11 protein-coding genes, 1 tRNA gene and 1 pseudogene are annotated in these 15,674 nt (G+C 55.6%); 3 read left to right on the top strand and 10 right to left on the bottom strand.

Annotation, left to right across the window (positions count from 1 at the left end; genetic code table 11):
- Positions 1-190, top strand: a pseudogene (locus VAE55_RS07870) (hypothetical protein); the annotation flags it as partial.
- Positions 191-519: 329 nt separating this feature from the next.
- Here the strand turns inward: VAE55_RS07870 and VAE55_RS07865 are convergent.
- The 3 genes from VAE55_RS07865 to VAE55_RS07855 are packed head-to-tail and all read right to left on the bottom strand — an operon-like array spanning position 520 to position 4,160.
- Positions 520-1,791, bottom strand: coding sequence for a S41 family peptidase (locus tag VAE55_RS07865; RefSeq protein ID WP_322815237.1), 1,272 nt, complete (start codon positions 1,789-1,791; stop codon positions 520-522).
- Between the two features lie 10 nt (positions 1,792-1,801).
- Complete coding sequence (locus VAE55_RS07860; RefSeq protein WP_416181177.1) at positions 1,802-2,878, bottom strand: M42 family metallopeptidase; 1,077 nt, start codon at positions 2,876-2,878, stop codon at positions 1,802-1,804.
- Positions 2,879-2,894: 16 nt separating this feature from the next.
- Positions 2,895-4,160 carry a CCA tRNA nucleotidyltransferase gene (locus tag VAE55_RS07855; RefSeq protein ID WP_322815236.1) on the bottom strand — a complete coding sequence of 422 codons (1,266 nt, stop codon included), beginning with the start codon at positions 4,158-4,160 and terminating at the stop codon, positions 2,895-2,897.
- A gap of 45 nt (positions 4,161-4,205) precedes the next feature.
- Between VAE55_RS07855 and VAE55_RS07850 the strand changes: the two genes are divergently transcribed.
- Positions 4,206-4,282, top strand: a tRNA-Val gene (locus VAE55_RS07850).
- Between the two features lie 20 nt (positions 4,283-4,302).
- Positions 4,303-5,241 (top strand): lamin tail domain-containing protein, encoded by a 939-nt coding sequence (locus VAE55_RS07845; protein ID WP_322815235.1) that lies wholly within the window; start codon positions 4,303-4,305, stop codon positions 5,239-5,241.
- 304 nt (positions 5,242-5,545) lie between these two features.
- On the opposite strand, the gene VAE55_RS07840 is transcribed toward VAE55_RS07845, so the two are convergent.
- The 7 genes from VAE55_RS07840 to VAE55_RS07810 all read right to left on the bottom strand — a co-directional run bounded on the left by VAE55_RS07840 (position 5,546) and on the right by VAE55_RS07810 (position 14,795).
- Positions 5,546-6,724 (bottom strand): CPBP family intramembrane glutamic endopeptidase, encoded by a 1,179-nt coding sequence (locus tag VAE55_RS07840; protein ID WP_322815234.1) that lies wholly within the window; start codon positions 6,722-6,724, stop codon positions 5,546-5,548.
- Positions 6,725-7,368: 644 nt separating this feature from the next.
- Positions 7,369-8,031: a beta-phosphoglucomutase gene (pgmB, locus tag VAE55_RS07835; RefSeq protein ID WP_322815233.1), complete on the bottom strand. Its 663-nt coding sequence runs from the start codon at positions 8,029-8,031 to the stop codon at positions 7,369-7,371.
- An 82-nt stretch (positions 8,032-8,113) separates the two neighbouring features.
- On the bottom strand, positions 8,114-10,279 hold the full coding sequence (locus tag VAE55_RS07830) for a glycoside hydrolase family 65 protein (protein WP_322815232.1): 2,166 nt from the start codon (positions 10,277-10,279) through the stop codon (positions 8,114-8,116).
- Positions 10,280-10,390: 111 nt separating this feature from the next.
- Positions 10,391-11,314 carry a carbohydrate ABC transporter permease gene (locus VAE55_RS07825; protein ID WP_322815231.1) on the bottom strand — a complete coding sequence of 308 codons (924 nt, stop codon included), beginning with the start codon at positions 11,312-11,314 and terminating at the stop codon, positions 10,391-10,393.
- A gap of 13 nt (positions 11,315-11,327) precedes the next feature.
- A complete protein-coding gene (locus tag VAE55_RS07820; protein ID WP_322815230.1) occupies positions 11,328-12,218 on the bottom strand; it encodes a sugar ABC transporter permease in 891 nt (296 codons plus the stop codon).
- 62 nt (positions 12,219-12,280) lie between these two features.
- Positions 12,281-13,618, bottom strand: coding sequence for an ABC transporter substrate-binding protein (locus VAE55_RS07815; RefSeq protein WP_322815229.1), 1,338 nt, complete (start codon positions 13,616-13,618; stop codon positions 12,281-12,283).
- Between the two features lie 157 nt (positions 13,619-13,775).
- Positions 13,776-14,795: a LacI family DNA-binding transcriptional regulator gene (locus VAE55_RS07810; protein WP_322815228.1), complete on the bottom strand. Its 1,020-nt coding sequence runs from the start codon at positions 14,793-14,795 to the stop codon at positions 13,776-13,778.
- Positions 14,796-15,674: the final 879 nt, after the last annotated feature.

Here is a 15,674-nt window from a genome sequence, read left to right as displayed (position 1 = left end):
TGAATGGATTGCCTTACCCGCTCGTCATGCGCGTGGCGCAAGGTTTGGAGTGCGGCAGCCATGCTGCCGCGCCAGCCGTGCTCACCATCCGGCGCGTGGCATACCGTTCCCCATCCTGGTCACGGGGGTGCTGAATGTGCTCGTGCCAATCATCGAGTCAGTCGGGCATACATGCGATACCTGGGCGTAGCGGTGTTGTTGCACCTGGTTTGTGCCTGCGTACCAGCGGCCACGGCCAGCACCTGACGGCGGTGGCGAGGATGCTTGCACGCGGGCTGGAAGTCCGCGCCACGGGGAGCGCGTGCGGCCTGTCATAACGCAGCGTGACATGTGGGTAATGTATAGATCACGTATATCAGAGAGTGTCAATCGTACCGCCCACCATGCAGCGCGAACGCGCTGTCCTGGTGGAGGCGGTACTTCTGGCCGCTAACCGGCAACGTCAGGTGGCTATCCGGTCTGTCACAGCATCGTTGCGGAATGCGCAATCTATCCGTCGCTCATTCGGCTTCTGATCGCTCAGCGCTCGTTGAAGACGGCAATCGCTGCCAGTAACTGGGTATCCTCGATGGTTGCCAGTTCGTTCGCACTCAGGCTACGAATACTGGAAGGCGACAGGATAGGTGCTTCCAGAGGTTGAGGAACAACACGATCAGGCGTAATTCCAACCCCACGGATCTGTCGTCCGGCCGGTGTACGCCACTCCTGGGTGCCGAGCAAGAGTTGGGCACCATCTTTGAGTCGGAAAGGCGTCAACACCGTACCGGTACCAACCGTTGTCTCACCCACCAAGATTGCCCGACCGGCATCTTGCAATGCCCCGGCCAGAATCTCGGCGGCACTGGCCGAGCCACCATTGATCAAGACGACCATTGGCATATCCTGGGCAATCCCGGCAGTGCGCGTGGCATTGATTCGCTGACTACCATCACGACTCCGTTCGATTAACACCGGTGTTTCGGCTGGCAAGAATTCACCGGCAATGGTGAGTAAGGCGCTCAGCAGTCCGCCGGGGTTGTTGCGGAGATCGAGAATGATCCGCTCGGCGCCGGCGGCTTGTGCTTCAGTGAGTGCGTTACGCAAGCCGCGTGCTGCCTGCTCGTCAAACGACGTTATCTGGATCAAAGCAATCCGGTCGGGAAGGAGCGCCCAGCTCACGCTCGGCACCGTAATTCTGGCCCGCGTAATCGTAAACCGCAGCGTGTCAACATCACGACGACTTACCTCTAGCGTGACCGCTGTGCCTGCCGGTCCACGCACCCGTGCTACCAGTTCATCAATCGACCAGCCTGCAACCGAGGCTCCATCAACAGCCAGAATTCGGTCTCCCGGTTGTAAACCGGCAGCGGCTGCAGGCGACCCTTCAATCAGGGCCAGCACGAGCAATGACCCATCACGTTCACCCACGTAAATGCCGATCCCTTCAAATGCGCCACTCAGCGATTCCTGCCACAGTGCGGCTTCGGCAGCCGTCAAAAAGCGCGTATGCCCCTCATCGCCGAGTGTCGCTACCATTCCGTCAATTGCACCTTCCAGCATCCGTTCCGGATCGGCAGCCGTCGGATCTACGTACCGTTCACGCGCCAGTTGCCATACTTCCCAGAAGACGGCAAAGTCGGCGCAGATGGCATCAGTTTCGGGACAGATGGCCGTATACCGGCTTTGTGATGAACTCAACCATATCCCGACCCAGATACCGCTGCTCGTACCGCCGATAAGCGTTATAAATAGCAACGGTATTGTCAGCCAGAGTGGTAGACGGACCTGAAGGAGTCGAATCACGCTATTCATATATGGTTACTTACGCCGCGTATTGCAATCGTTGAACTGTCTTGTCATCCAGGCGTCGGATCAGGGCCAGGAGTAACTGCACCGTCTGTTCTACATCACGCCGATGCACAATAGCCGCAGCCGAGTGGATGTAGCGTACCGGTGGCCCAAGCACGACTGTAGGTACACCACTGCCGAAGAGATGCATCCGGCCACCATCAGTGCCGCCGCCAGGCATCAGATCAAATTGCAGAGGAATCCCCCCCTCGGCCGCAACATCAATCACGAGATGGCGCAAGGCCGAGTGGGCAATGAGTGAGCCATCGATCAAGAGCATTGCCGGCCCCTGACCGAGTCGACTCATAGCGTCGTCAGCGCCGACGCCAGGGGTGTCACCGGCAATGGCTGTATCAATCGCAAGGCCAATGTCAGGTTTGACAATGTAGGTCGTTGTTGCCGCGCCGCGCAGCCCTACCTCTTCCTGGACATTGCCGATCCCGAAGACGATGTTGGGATGGTGTTCGGTGGCTAAGCGACGTAATGTCTCAACCACAATCGCACAACCAACGCGATTATCTAACGCCTTAGCCATCAGCAGATCGGGATTGCGCATTGGTGTGAGCGGGCCAAATGGCACTACGGTATCTCCTGGCCTTATCCCCCACGCGATAGCCTCGTCACGCGACGTAGCGCCAATGTCAATGTACATCGCCTTCTTGTCAACGAGCCGACTCCGTTCATCGTTGCCGAGGATATGAGGTGGCTTAGCGCCGATCATGCCGGGAATGACTCCCTGGCGGGTAATCACATCCACCCGCATCCCTAAGAGCACATGATCCCACCAGCCCCCAAGTGGTTGAAACTTGAGAAAGCCATCATCGGTGATCCGGGTCACCAGCAAGCCAATTTCGTCGAGATGAGCAGCCAGTGCAATCCGTGGGCCATCACTGATCCCGGTTCGACGGGCAACAATGCCACCTAGACGGTCGAACTCAATCTCGCTAACCGGTTCTAGATACCGCCGCATAACTTCGCGAACCGGTTCCTCGTACCCAGAAGCGCCGGAAGCGTCGGTCAGATCTTTCAAGAGTTGCAGCATTTCATCCACAGATTTTTCCTCTTTTCTATCCGGAATCGGCCAGATGCCGGCGAACCCATTGTTCGGCAGTTGTGCGATCTGTGATCAGGCCATCGAGTGTGGCTGTGCGCAGCCGGCGCAGAAGTTGCCCAATTTGCGGGCCGGTTGGTACCCCTAAATGGCGCAGATCATCGCCGTTGAGTGGGGGGCGCAATGGTCGCCATTCGTGTAAATAGCGTGATACCACTTGTTGAATTGAAGTTTCTGTCGCGTAGTGTAGCACAGCAAGCGCGGCTATGCTATAGGGTTGCAGCAACGTATCGATAGCACTCGGACTGGTAGCGGCAGCAATGGTAGCGATGTGTGGGCGTAGTGCGATCAGGTCCTGGATCAGGTTCCTTGCCGGCGCAGGCAGATGGTAGCGATGTAGAACGTGTGTCAGTTCATCATCGCTCAGGTCGTAGAGCACGAGACCAGCGATAACCAATCCGTCCGTTACCAACCTGGCTATGCCATTGGTGTCCTGGCGATAGCGGCTCAGCCGCTCAGCCAGCGCCGGCGTCCAGTGCAGGCCAGGGATGACGTGAGGGGTGAGACTCCATTCATCGGCCAGCGCAATCACAGCAGCCGGATCGGGTTCCTCCAGGGTCAGGCAGAGTTCAGTCTGTATCCGTTCAGGCGAGAGCAGGGCCAGGTATCCTGCTTCCAGTGCGTCGGCGATCTGGGCGGCTGTCGCAGCATCAGGCGTCAGTTGCAGGCGTGCGGCTAACCGTACCCCGCGCAAGAGGCGAGTTGGATCATCGCGCAAGCTCTGATCGTGCAAGAGACGCAGGCGGCGGGCTGCCAGATCGGCAACTCCACCCAGGGGGTCAATAAGCGGTGACGGTAAGAGCTGATCGCCATCGGCAATGATCTGGACGGCCATGGCGTTGATACTGAAATCTCGTCGGTAAAGGTCTTGCGTTAGGGGTGCCGGCTGCACTTCGGGTAGTGCTGCGGGTTTGGGGTAACGTTCGGTGCGCGTCTGTGCCAGATCAATCACCCACTGCCCGACAGTGATCGTTGCCGTCCCAAACGCCGGGTGGCGCGCCGTGATAGTACCATCCCAGGCATCCGCTAAAGGAGCAATAAGTTGATTGATGTCTCCCTCAGCAGCCAGATCAATGTCACGGCCAATCGGCAGCTCAAGCCAGAGATCGCGTACCACACCGCCAACCAGCCATAATGTTGTGTCAACATCTGCGGCCAGGGTGGCAGCACGAGCCAGCAGATGTTGTAGTTCAGGATCGAGGCGCGTTATCAGATCTTTCATGTGCGCTTGACAGAGCAGGCATTCAATGATACGATATTGACCGTTGGGCGATTAGCTCAGTTGGTTAGAGCGCCACGTTGACATCGTGGAGGTCAGTGGTTCGAATCCACTATCGCCCACCACATTTATTGTAACACGCCCCATGCATAAGCAGCGTTCCTACCCAATTACTCTCCTTGTAGCGATACTGGTTGCGGCCAGCTCTATCCATTTTCTCGATTATCGCCTCTACGCTCAACCAGCAGCTCTGTCGTGTCCACGGCAGCAAACCGTTGTCCTTAGTGGTAATAATGCGCCACCATTGCAAGGCCTGATTGTCCTGTTTGCCGGGCAAGTTGTTGGTGGTGGGTTTAGCGATCCTGTCGGTAACTGGCGTATCCCACTACGGGTTAACGAACCTCTCGGTATCTATCCGGTAGAGGTAAGGCTGCGGAGTAACCAGCAACTTCTTGCCAGTATGCTCTGCTATGTCGATGTCCCACTTCCCGCAACCGCAATCTCTCTCCCAACTGCAACCGCTATCGTACGCCCAACCACCGCTTTGCCGGCTATACCGACGGCTACGGCATCCGTGCCATCACCAACCAGGCCAACTGCTACACCAACTACGCCGTTGATCGACACACCGACGGCAACCGGTCAGACAAATGGCACGCCTACAGCAACTGCCACAGCTTCGCCGAGGACACCAACTCCTACATCGGTTAGAACTCCGACGACAACCACCACCCCCGAACCTGCCGGTCTGGCAATCACTATCGAGATTTTGCCGTATGATCCAAATGCATCCGCTTCGCTGAATGATGAATTTGTGAAGCTGTACTCTGAAGAAGATAGCGATATTAGTATTGCTGGCTGGCGAATTGTCAATATCTCGCGTCCTGAACGTCCGACTTTTGTCTTTCCTCCCTTTATTCTTTCACCAGAAGTTGATATTTACGTCTTCACCGGTCCTGGTACCAACAATCCAAACACTGGTGATTTCTATTGGGGACGTAGCCAGGCGGTCTGGCGCACCGGTGACATTGCACAATTGCTTGATGCGCAGGGGCGCCTAGTCAGTGCGTATCAGGTACCATAATGTAGTTTGTGTTTAAGCCTAGGGGAACGTGATACTGTCTGTCTCACACACCGGTGATGGTGGTGATATGCACGACCGCACAATCGGCCTCAACTTGCGTAGTAGCAAGCGGAGCTGGTTGTAATTTGAAGATGTCGGTTGAGCACGCTTCGTGGCTTACTGACTTCGTGAATAGTAAATGCAGCCCAAGCTTCAGTTTGGGCTACGTACCTGATACTCTAGCCTATCGAACCAGCTCTTGCCATTAAGGGTTTCGATGAGACATGCTGCTGGTGGTACCGATTATCAGACCGGTTGTTAATTGTTACAGATGTTCGGTGAGCACTACCATCATGACCAGCACGAAATTGTAAGTTCCATGCACAAGCGCTGCGGTCGTCGTGTTTGTGTATTTGCGTATCAAACCCAAGATCATGCCGATGACAAACACTACGAGCAGACCATCCCAGTGGTACTGAAAAGCGTGCAGGCTGACGAAGAAGAGATTGGAGAGCAAGATGCCCAGGCGTGGTTGCAAGACACCGCGTATTGCCAGCTCTTCGCCTAACCCGGCAGTAATCCCGATAATCAGAGCACCAATCGGACTAATCGCAAATGACATTAGTTCAAGGAAGGCTTCTTCGTCGGTCATCGGCCAGCCAAGACTCTGCCAAATCCACTCTTGTAATGGATCAATCAGAAATATCATTGCGCTAGCTAGTCCAATCCCAAGGCCAATACCAATCCAAAACTGTCGGGCCGTTGGCATTACCAAACCAAGGCGTGACAGGGTAGTGGGTAGGTCGCGACGAATACTGAAGCCAACCGCAAGAAATGCTGCCGGAATTGTCCAGATCAGTCCGTAAATCTGATTACGCAATTCGGCGTCAGGATTGGTATTATTAAGTCCCTCGCCGCTGAGAGAGCGCACCAGAGCCAAAAGGGGTGGTTCACCGGTGAGCAGGAGAGGGACAAACAACATCAGGGTAATGGAGACAATCGCGGCCAGGGCGATAGTATGCACAAATGATGCTGGTTCAATCGGAATGAAGCGTGCCAATCTCCGCCGCACTGGTGGTAGCAGGGTGAGAAATCCGATCCCAATCGCCCCACAAATACCCAGTATGAGCATCAGGATACCCAACAGGGCAGATTGGGTCAGCGCTGGTGGATTCGCCGGATCGATATCGCCAAGAGGTATACCAATGATGTTCACAGCACCAAAACCGAAAGCCAGCAGAGCAGTTATAGCGATAAGGATCATCAACCATAAGCCGGTTGCGATCCATGCCCAGTTGAACGATGTACCGGCAAAGTAGGCCAGAATTGCCAGGATAGCGAACGGAAGCACATTAAAACTTGCCGCAGTAAAGCTCTCGAACTCGCCACCGATACTGATTCCGATGCTCACTAAGAAGATATAGACTCCCACACCAGCGAGCCAGACCCTTGGCCGGTAGGGTGTTGGTGGTTGTTCGGTTGAGAGAACGATTGGTTCTGACATGGCTGTAATTCCTCCACCAGCGTAACGTGATACTTCTGAAAAGCATTATTACATGGTTCGTATACGAACAGTGTGACCGATCCGTTTCGTTTGCGCAAGACCACGACAAGGGAATATAGCTCCACCTTTTGAAGGAAGTGGGTTTAGAAGAGAATGGGCTTCCTTTACCGGTCGGCGAGCCGGTGGGAGAGCGCGGATCGGCAGGTGGCAGAACCAGTGGGTTGCAACCTCGCCTCACGTCGCGAAAGCCCTTGTGATATCAAATCTGGTAGAGTAGAAATCACGACACACCGACCAGGGATTACCCTGATCCTGCACCTGAACGATGTACCGCTGGACGCCAGCGCTGGTATGACGGCATCGTAGGGCCACGGCATGCCGTGCCCCTCCTGCCACGCTGACGACAACCCACCGACTCGCCGGTGGCACACCTGAACGATGCACATTGTTGCGCAAGATTTGGTATGAGGTTGTCCTGATGATGGCGTGTGGTCGCTGAACGTACTTCTGTCTGGCCCCGAAAGGACTTACACGCTATCAGAAAGGATTCCAGCCCACCAGGTCTGGCAGGCTGGAAACAGGCTTCAAAGCACAACATCCTCTGTGGAGCCGGTGTGTGCTAAACAGGTGTTTGAGACCAGAACTCAGGCCGCTGTATAGTGCAGTAGTCGCTGACGCAGATCACCCAACCGTGCCTCCGCCAGACTCGGAAGCACGACGTGTGCGCACCCTACCCGTTCCTGTGGCCCAATTCCGACCACGTAAAATCCTCCGGCCAGGGCAGCTTCTACGCCGGCCTCAGCATCTTCAACAACCACACACGCAAATGGTGGCAGGTTGAGTAATGCTGCGGCATGAAGGAAGAGATCGGGAGCTGGTTTCTGACGGGTGACACTATATCCATCGGCAACGGCATCGAACAATCCGGCGATGCCCAGCCGCTCTATCACCTCACGCGCATTTTTGCTCGCCGAGCCGAGTGCTGTCTTCAACCCGGCAGCCCGAATCTCTTGCAGTAGTTCGCGTGCGCCTGGTAATACATCGCGTGGTGATAGTTCGCGAATAAACTCAAGATAGTAGCCGTTCTTGCGATCCATAAGTTCGCTGAGTACTGCTTCTGGGTAAGTGCGCCCCTTGAGCAGAAGGAGCAGCGACTCGCGACGGGGGATGCCACGCAGCGCTTCGTTCTCCTCGCGAGTGAACGGTATGCCGAGTTCGTCGGCCAGGCGCTTCCAAGCCCGATAATGGTATTCAGCGGTATCGGTGAGTACACCATCGAGATCGAAGATGAACCCTTGAATTATCATAAAACTATTCCTTAGTTCACATTTGTGAAATAATTATGAACAAGCAGAAGAGCAATCCCCACAATTGCACTTCTGCTGTTGGTTATGCAGCGGTGTAACGACCGTCGGGATAGCAGGTTACGGTATATGTTTTGCCCCGCAGGGTAAAGCGGAAGGTCAGGCGCTGCCAGTGCTGAGGAAGTCGTGGTCGAACATTCCAGCTCCCGTCTGGATGCACTCGCAAGCCGCCAAAACCAAAGACCACCGCTTGCCAGGTACCGCCCGCTGATGCGGCGTGGATACCGTCGCCCGCGTTGCCACGGACATCACGCAGATCGGCGCGTGCGGCCCGGATGAAGTGTTCGTAGGCTTCGGCAACATCACCCATCTGGCAGGCAACAATGGCCTGGATTGGTGGACCAAGCGATGAACCGTAGGTATGATCGGTGCGCGGTGTGTAGTAATCGTAGTTGACCCGAATCTGGCTATCGCTGTAGTGTTCGCGCAGCAGGTATTGCAACATCAGCACATCCGGTTGCTTGATGGCCTGATATTCGTTGGCACCCTCAATGCCGAAGATTTCGTGCATTGATTTGGTGCGTGGTTCGTAGTCGGCCAGATTAACATCCTTGAGCTTGAAGAAACCGTCGAATTGCTCAATCAAGCCGTCGGGTGAAACGTTTACACACATCTTCTCGGCTACCGTTTGCCAGTGCTGTAAACGTTCAGGCGTAAGATCGAGGCGCTGGCGTAGATCGGCAACCTTCTGCGGTGCGTGTTGGTCAAGCCAGGCCAGTGTCTCCAGGGCAGTGCGCAGGTTCCATTGCGCCAGCAGGTTCGTATAGGCGTTGTTGTTGACGTGATCGTGATATTCGTCAGGGCCGATCACATCGGTGTAGCCATAGCAGCCGCGGTCGTTCAGCCATTCAGCACGAGCAGCGCAGAATTTGGCCGTGTCGAGAACGATTTCGGCACCGCGCTCGATGTACCACGCATCGTCTCCGGTGGCCTGCCAGTATTGTTGAATCGCGTAGGCAACGTCTGAAGAGATGTGAATCGCCAGATCGCCAGTCCATACGCGGGCCAGTTTCTTCTTGTCGTGAAAATCTGGTACCCAGGTTGGTGTTACCTCTTCGCCGCTGTCGGCACTCTCCCAGGCGTACCAGGCACCCTCGTAGCCGGCAGCGCGGGCTTTAGCGCGGGCAGCCGGTAGTGTCAGATAACGATAGTCCAGCAAATTACGGGCAATGTCTGGTGCAGTGTAGATGAAGAGCGGGAGCATGAAGATTTCGGTATCCCAGAAGGCATGACCACGATAACCAAACCCAGAGAGGGTTTTGGCGCCGATATTGACCCGTGGGTCGTGACGTGGCGCTGCAATCAGGAGCTGGAATATGCTGAAACGCACGGCCAGATCGGCCTCTTCATCGCCCTCGATTTCCACATTGCAGCGCTCCCATTCTTCGGCCCAGACCTGCTGCTGTGCCGCCAGCGCCTCGTCCCAGCCAGTTGCGGCCTGAAGGTGTCGATGCGCCAGCTCCAGGGGGTTGGCATCGTCGCGCGACGTGGCAACACCGACAAGCTTCGTCACTACGATGGGGACACCGGCCTGTGCCTGATAGACCTGTTGCAGGGTTGGTACATTCTCCACATCCCAGAAGGTAGTGGTAGCAGTGTCAGAACCGCTTACGCGCATGGTCAGCGCCAGCTCAATCCCGCTCTTGCGGGTGCGCGTGCGTAAGAAGACGGTGCCATCGGTGAGCTGACCCTGGGCAATTGGTCGCCAGTGCAGCAACCCTTCGTTGTCGGTTTGACCGTTGATTGCGCTCCGCAGCTCAACCTGCCCGTCAAATTCAGGAATGATCTCGCAGCGCAATGCCAGCAGGTGCTGGTCGGCCAGTGAGGCAAAGCGGGTAAAGATGATGGTGGCCACGCGACCCTGGGGCGATTGCCAGCGCACTTCACGGCGCAGCACCCCCGTCCGTAAGTCAAGTTCGCGCCGATAGGCCAGAACGGTACCGCTAGCCAGCGAGAACTTCTCGCCGTCAAGCACAATCTGGGTAGCCAGCCAGTCGGGGGCATTGGCGAGTTCAGTAACGACTATCGGCGCATCATCAAAGACCCCGTGGATGAAAGTGGCGCGACGGTCGTTAGGATAGCCCTCTTCAAAGGCACCTCGGGTCGAAAGATAACCGTTCCCGATGGTAAAGATGGTCTCTTTGTGATGTTGTTTGGTTGGCTCGAATGATGGTTCAGCAAGTATCCACATACCCGTTCTCGTGTGATATAAACTGCGAAAAGAAGGCGGGCAGCTCCGCGAAACAAGCGCATCCCGGCGCTGCCCGTTGGTACGACGTGACCAAACGACGATTGCGGACGATTAACCCTCCTTTGAACCGGTGGCAGCGATACTGCGCACAAAATATTGTTGGAAGACGAAGAAGATGATCAGGATCGGCAGTGTGTTGAAAATTGAGCCGGCCAGAATGACCGAGTAGAGCGTGTAATATTCGCCGCGGAACCACTGCAAGCCAATCGGCAGAGTGAATTGCTCTGGCGAGCGCAAGACCAGTAGCGGCCACATGAAGTTATTCCACGCTCCCTGAAATGTCAACAGTGCGAGTGTAATCAACTGAGTCTGGCTGATGGGCAATACGATGCGGAAGAATGTTCCCCAGCGTCCCGACCCGTCCATCATCGCGGCTTCTTCCAGCTCTTTAGGGAAAGATTTGTAGAACTGGGTCATCATGAAGACCCCAAACGCATCGGCAACGCCGGGTAGGATCACACCCCACGGATTATCGATCAGACCGAAGCCGGTGGGAATACGGAGATCGCTCAGCTCCAGACCACCACGGATCAGGCCCGGCCCGATGATCAGGAAGGATGGAATGAGGGTGACCACGCCGGGCATCATCATCGAAATCAAGAGCAGATTGAACCAGACGTTCTTGAGCGGGAACTCAATGCGGGCAAAGGCGTAACCGGCCATCGCACAGAAGAGCACCCGGAAGAACGTGACGATGACCGAGATGAAGAGGCTATTCCACACCCAGCGCGGGAAGAGCTCAAAGGTGCCGAGAATAGTCTGATAGTTTTCCAGCGTAAACGGTATCGGCAACCAGATGGGTGGCGTATAGGCATTAGCGACCGGCTTAAACGAGAAGACCAGCGTGAAGTAGAGCGGTGCGATAGAGAGCGCAGCCCAAAAGGCCAGCATCGCGAAGAAGAGATACTTGCGCAGCCGGTCAAAGAAGATGGTCTGCTCGTATGCCTGGGGTTGGGAACGGGTGGTTACTGCCATCGCTCTCACCTTTCTAACGTTCAGCACCGCTGCCGCTGCCCTCGATCACCCGTCGCTGCAAGATCGTGACGGCCAGGATAATCAGGGTCAAAATCACTGCTAGCGCCGAGGCTTGCCCCATCTGGATGCGCGTGTCGCGGAATGCCCACTTGTAGATCAGGTAGGTAATGGTGGTGGTGCTATCCAGTGGCCCACCGGCGGTCATAACATAAATCTGGTCGAAGACCTGGAAGCAACCGATAACCCCAACCGTCACCACGAAGAAGATCACCGGACGCAACATCGGGATCGTGATGTAGAAAAACTTCTGCAACCCATTGGCACCATCAATCTCGGCTGCCTCGTAGACTGCCAGCGGAATATCCTGTAGACCGGCCAAAAAGATCAGCATTAAGGTACCGCTAGTGGTAAAGATATTCATGCCCATAATCACGTAAAACGCGGTACGCGGATCGTCAAGCCAGTTGACCGTCAGGCCGGTGATTTGATTAAAGATACCCTGCGGCGCAAAAATCCAGATGAAGATGAGCGAAATGACTACTGACGAAGTGACTGATGGCAGATAAAAAATGGTGCGAAAGAAGCGCTGGAAGCGAAGGTTTTGATCCATCGCAAAGGCTAGCACTAGGCTGAGAAAGGTCTGGATCGGCACCACAATTAGCACGTATTTGAAAGTGTTGGGCAATGCTTTGGATAGAAAAAGTTCATCTTCCAGTACCCGCTGGTAGCCCTCTATCCCCCACCAGCGCGGCGGTCGGAGCAGATTGTATTCGGTGAACGAGAGGTAGACCGCATAACTGAGAGAGATGAGACTGAAGATGACGAAAATGATCAACCAGGGCGAAATGAAGAGGTATCCGTTTAGGGCTTCCACAATCTTGCGGCGGTCGATTCTCGCTCGCATAGTATCCTCCCGTCGTCAGGTGGGGCGCAGCGACCGGTCTCACCGGTCGCTGCGCGTCACGATTAGCGCAGTGCCTTCCGGATCGAGTCCGCCGCCTGTTTCATCGCGTCTGGAACGGGCTGATTTTCCTTGAAGATGCGCTCCAGCGCCTTCGACATCTGGTCGTTCACATCTGAACCAACCGCACCCCAGAAGAAGGGTCGTGCACCGAAGAACGAACCATTGAAGATCGCAGCCGAGTTGGGATTGTTCTTCAGGTAGTCGCTATTCTGCAACGATTGCCGTGACGGCAGCGCAAACCCGCTTTCGAGCACCGTCTTCTGGCTGGCCTCGCTGGTCAGGAAGTTCACCACCTTCCAGGCTGCATCCGGGTTCTTGGTGTTGGCCGAGACACCCCAGGCGACGGTGAAGATCAGGTTGCCTTCACCACCAGGGCCGGCGGGTGGCATGACCACGCCATACTTGGTGTTGGGGAACTGATCGCGCAGGTACGGGATCAGCCAGCCACCTTCGTAGACCATAGCGCACTGACCCTTACCGAAGAGTGTACCCTGCCAGCCTTCACCCAGATCCGAGGGTAGCGCACCAATGTTCTGCGTGCGGAACGAGGTGTAGAATTCGGCTGCCTTCACCGCTACCTCGCTGTCGAGCATGGTGTCGCTGTAGTCACTGTTCATTACCATGCCACCGTTCTGGAAGACGAAGACCGGGAACCGACCTGGATCGGGTGGCGTGCAGAAGCCATAAATCGGACGGTTCGGATCACTCAAATCGGTGAGTGCTGCCGCTGCCTCACGCAGATCATCCCATGTCCAGTCATCGGTCGGATAGGCAAGACCGGCTTTGTCGAAGAGGTCCTTGTTGTAGAACATACCGAGGGTGTTGAAGTCCTTTGGAATGCCGTAGGTCTTTCCCTCGTAGGTGAACGCATCGATCAGCGATGGGATGAAATCGTTGCGTGAGACACCACTACTTGCCATCAAGTCATCAAGCGGTAAGAGCGCATTGTTTGCTGCCAGCTCCAGCCACCAGAAGATATCGACATAGAAGATGTCTGGTTCAGTACCGGAAGCTATCGAGGTCAGCAACACCTGCTTGTAATCGCCGGTGATTGGCTCGTACTTCACAAGGATATCTGGATTTTCAACCGAGAAGCGATAGAGCAGCGACTCAAGCTGGGCAGTTTCAGCCGGGCTGGAAGCCCACCCCGACACACGCACGACCGTCTTTTCTGCCGGGACAACGACCGTTTCGCGCACTGTCACCGTCTCACGCACTGTCACCGTCTCGCGGACGGTTTGCGGTTCCGGTGTTGGTTGCTGGGTAGTGGTCTGACCACAGGCACTCAACCCCAATGCCAGCACGGTCAGAATGATGAGGAATTTGATCAGACGATGCATACGTACTCCTTTCACCAATGAATAAAGAATTCATCACTGATTAGATTGTGAAAAATGATGCGATTTCAGACCATTTTTTACCCTCCTCGCGTAGCACAATAACCCACTGCCCGATCATCGCCAGCCGATGATCAGGAACGAACATTATCGATTGTTGTCAGGCAGAAGCGCGGATGATCAGGGATGGTGATAGTAAGATGTGATGTTGCTCAATTGGGCGTCCTTCTACTAGTGATACCAGCAGCTCAACGCATTTATGACCGGCCTCGGCAATCGGCTGACGCACACTGGTGAGTGGAGGAAACAGATATTGCGCCATAGGTGCATCGTCAAAACCGATAATCGCCAGGTCGGTGCCAATCTCCAGACCGCATTCACGGGCTGCGGCCATCGCCCCAATTGCCATCGTGTCGTTAAGCGCCATAATTGCCGTTGGTCGTCGTTCGGGTGGCAACTCTAGCAGATGCAGGGTCATTGCCCGTCCAACCTCGAACGTTCCTTCCCCCCGTAACAGATAGCCTGGTTCGATATCAATATCTGCGGTATGCATGGCGTCAAGGTATCCCTGCAACCGGTCATTACCGACCCGTGAGTCTTCCGGCCAGGCCAGGATGGCAATTCGGCGATGACCACGCCCGATCAGATACTCGATAGCCTGTCGTGTCCCGGCAGCGCCGTCAATATCTACCCAGGCAAAATCCCAATCCGGGTTAGAGCGACCGAAGGCGACGAAGGGAAATTTTTGTTTCAGTAAATATTGAATACGCGGATCGTGATAATTTACACTCGAAAGAACAAATCCGTCTACATTGCCGCTTCGGATCAAATCGCGATACGAGTCAATCTGTGATGTACCTTCGGAAAATGGAAATGGCAAAACGTAATAGCCAACCGCACTCGCTTCGCGCACCATACTGCTCAGAAACTGGTCAAGAATGTGGTTGACTTGACCGGGTTCAGTTTGCGTCCACGAATACCCAATCATAAAGCTACGCCCGGCGCGCATGTTGCGCGCAATGCGGTTTGGCCGATAGCCTAATTCCTGGACTGCCGCTTGAATCCGCTCCATCGTTTCGGGCGCGACCTGCATATCGCCGTTCAGCACCTTAGACACGGTTTGATAACTGACACCGGCGCGCGCCGCTACATCTTTGAGCGTGACTTTCGAGGCTGTCATAGGCATCACAAGTTTCCTAGGAGAACGTTCGCCTTTATCATACACCCCACCTGATGACTTGTCAAGAGGAAAAAGCGAACGTTCGCCCGGGAATTATCTGGCGAACGAGGGTGTGACGATGGTTTGCATCCCGCTGGGTGATTGTTCCCGGTGGATGACGTGCGCCGTGTGGTTTCGCTTCAGCGCATTACAGTGATCATAGCACGCTATCCACCGATCACGCCGATATCGCTCCTGAACGTGGGTGCGCAGTATCAGTGTTGCTGTTGCACACGCCGTGGGACACACACCGGCGTGGGTCCTGGTTCCAGGCCGGGTTGCTTGATGCGCACGTCGTGGAATGCGGAAGTCACGCTGCCTTGCCGTTCATGCTCACGTGCAGGCGCGTGGTGGAGCGGTGATCCTGCTGGCGATGACCGTGCTCTACCGACGCCCGGCCAGAGGTCTATGCATTACCCACAACTGGAGTCAACCACGTGCGTATCAGCGGGTATGATCGCCATGGGTGCTGTTGTAGGTGACTGGCCCGGTGGCAGTGTGCTGCTCCAGCTGTGCCAGCACGTGCTGGATGAATTGCCTTACCCTCTCGTCATGCACATGTCGCAGGGTTTGGCGTGCGGCAGCCATGCTGCCGCGCCAGCCGTGCTCACGATCACGTGTAGGTCGCAGTGGTTACCCCGCAGCTCTGCGTCCAGTGGGATCATGTTTCATTGTCGATACCGTTGCCGACCACCATTACCCGTGGCGCGCAGTTTGGCGTGCGGCAGCCATGCTGCCGCGCCAGTCGTGCTCACGATCCGGCGTGGATTGCAGCGGACACCCGTGCCGGTACGTGCCCCTGATGATGGGGATGGCTGAGCGCAGGCCGGCAGCCTGCCC

This window comes from Chloroflexus sp., from assembly GCF_034432675.1.
GTDB lineage: Bacteria > Chloroflexota > Chloroflexia > Chloroflexales > Chloroflexaceae > Chloroflexus.
This window is presented reverse-complemented; position numbering and strand designations above follow the sequence as displayed.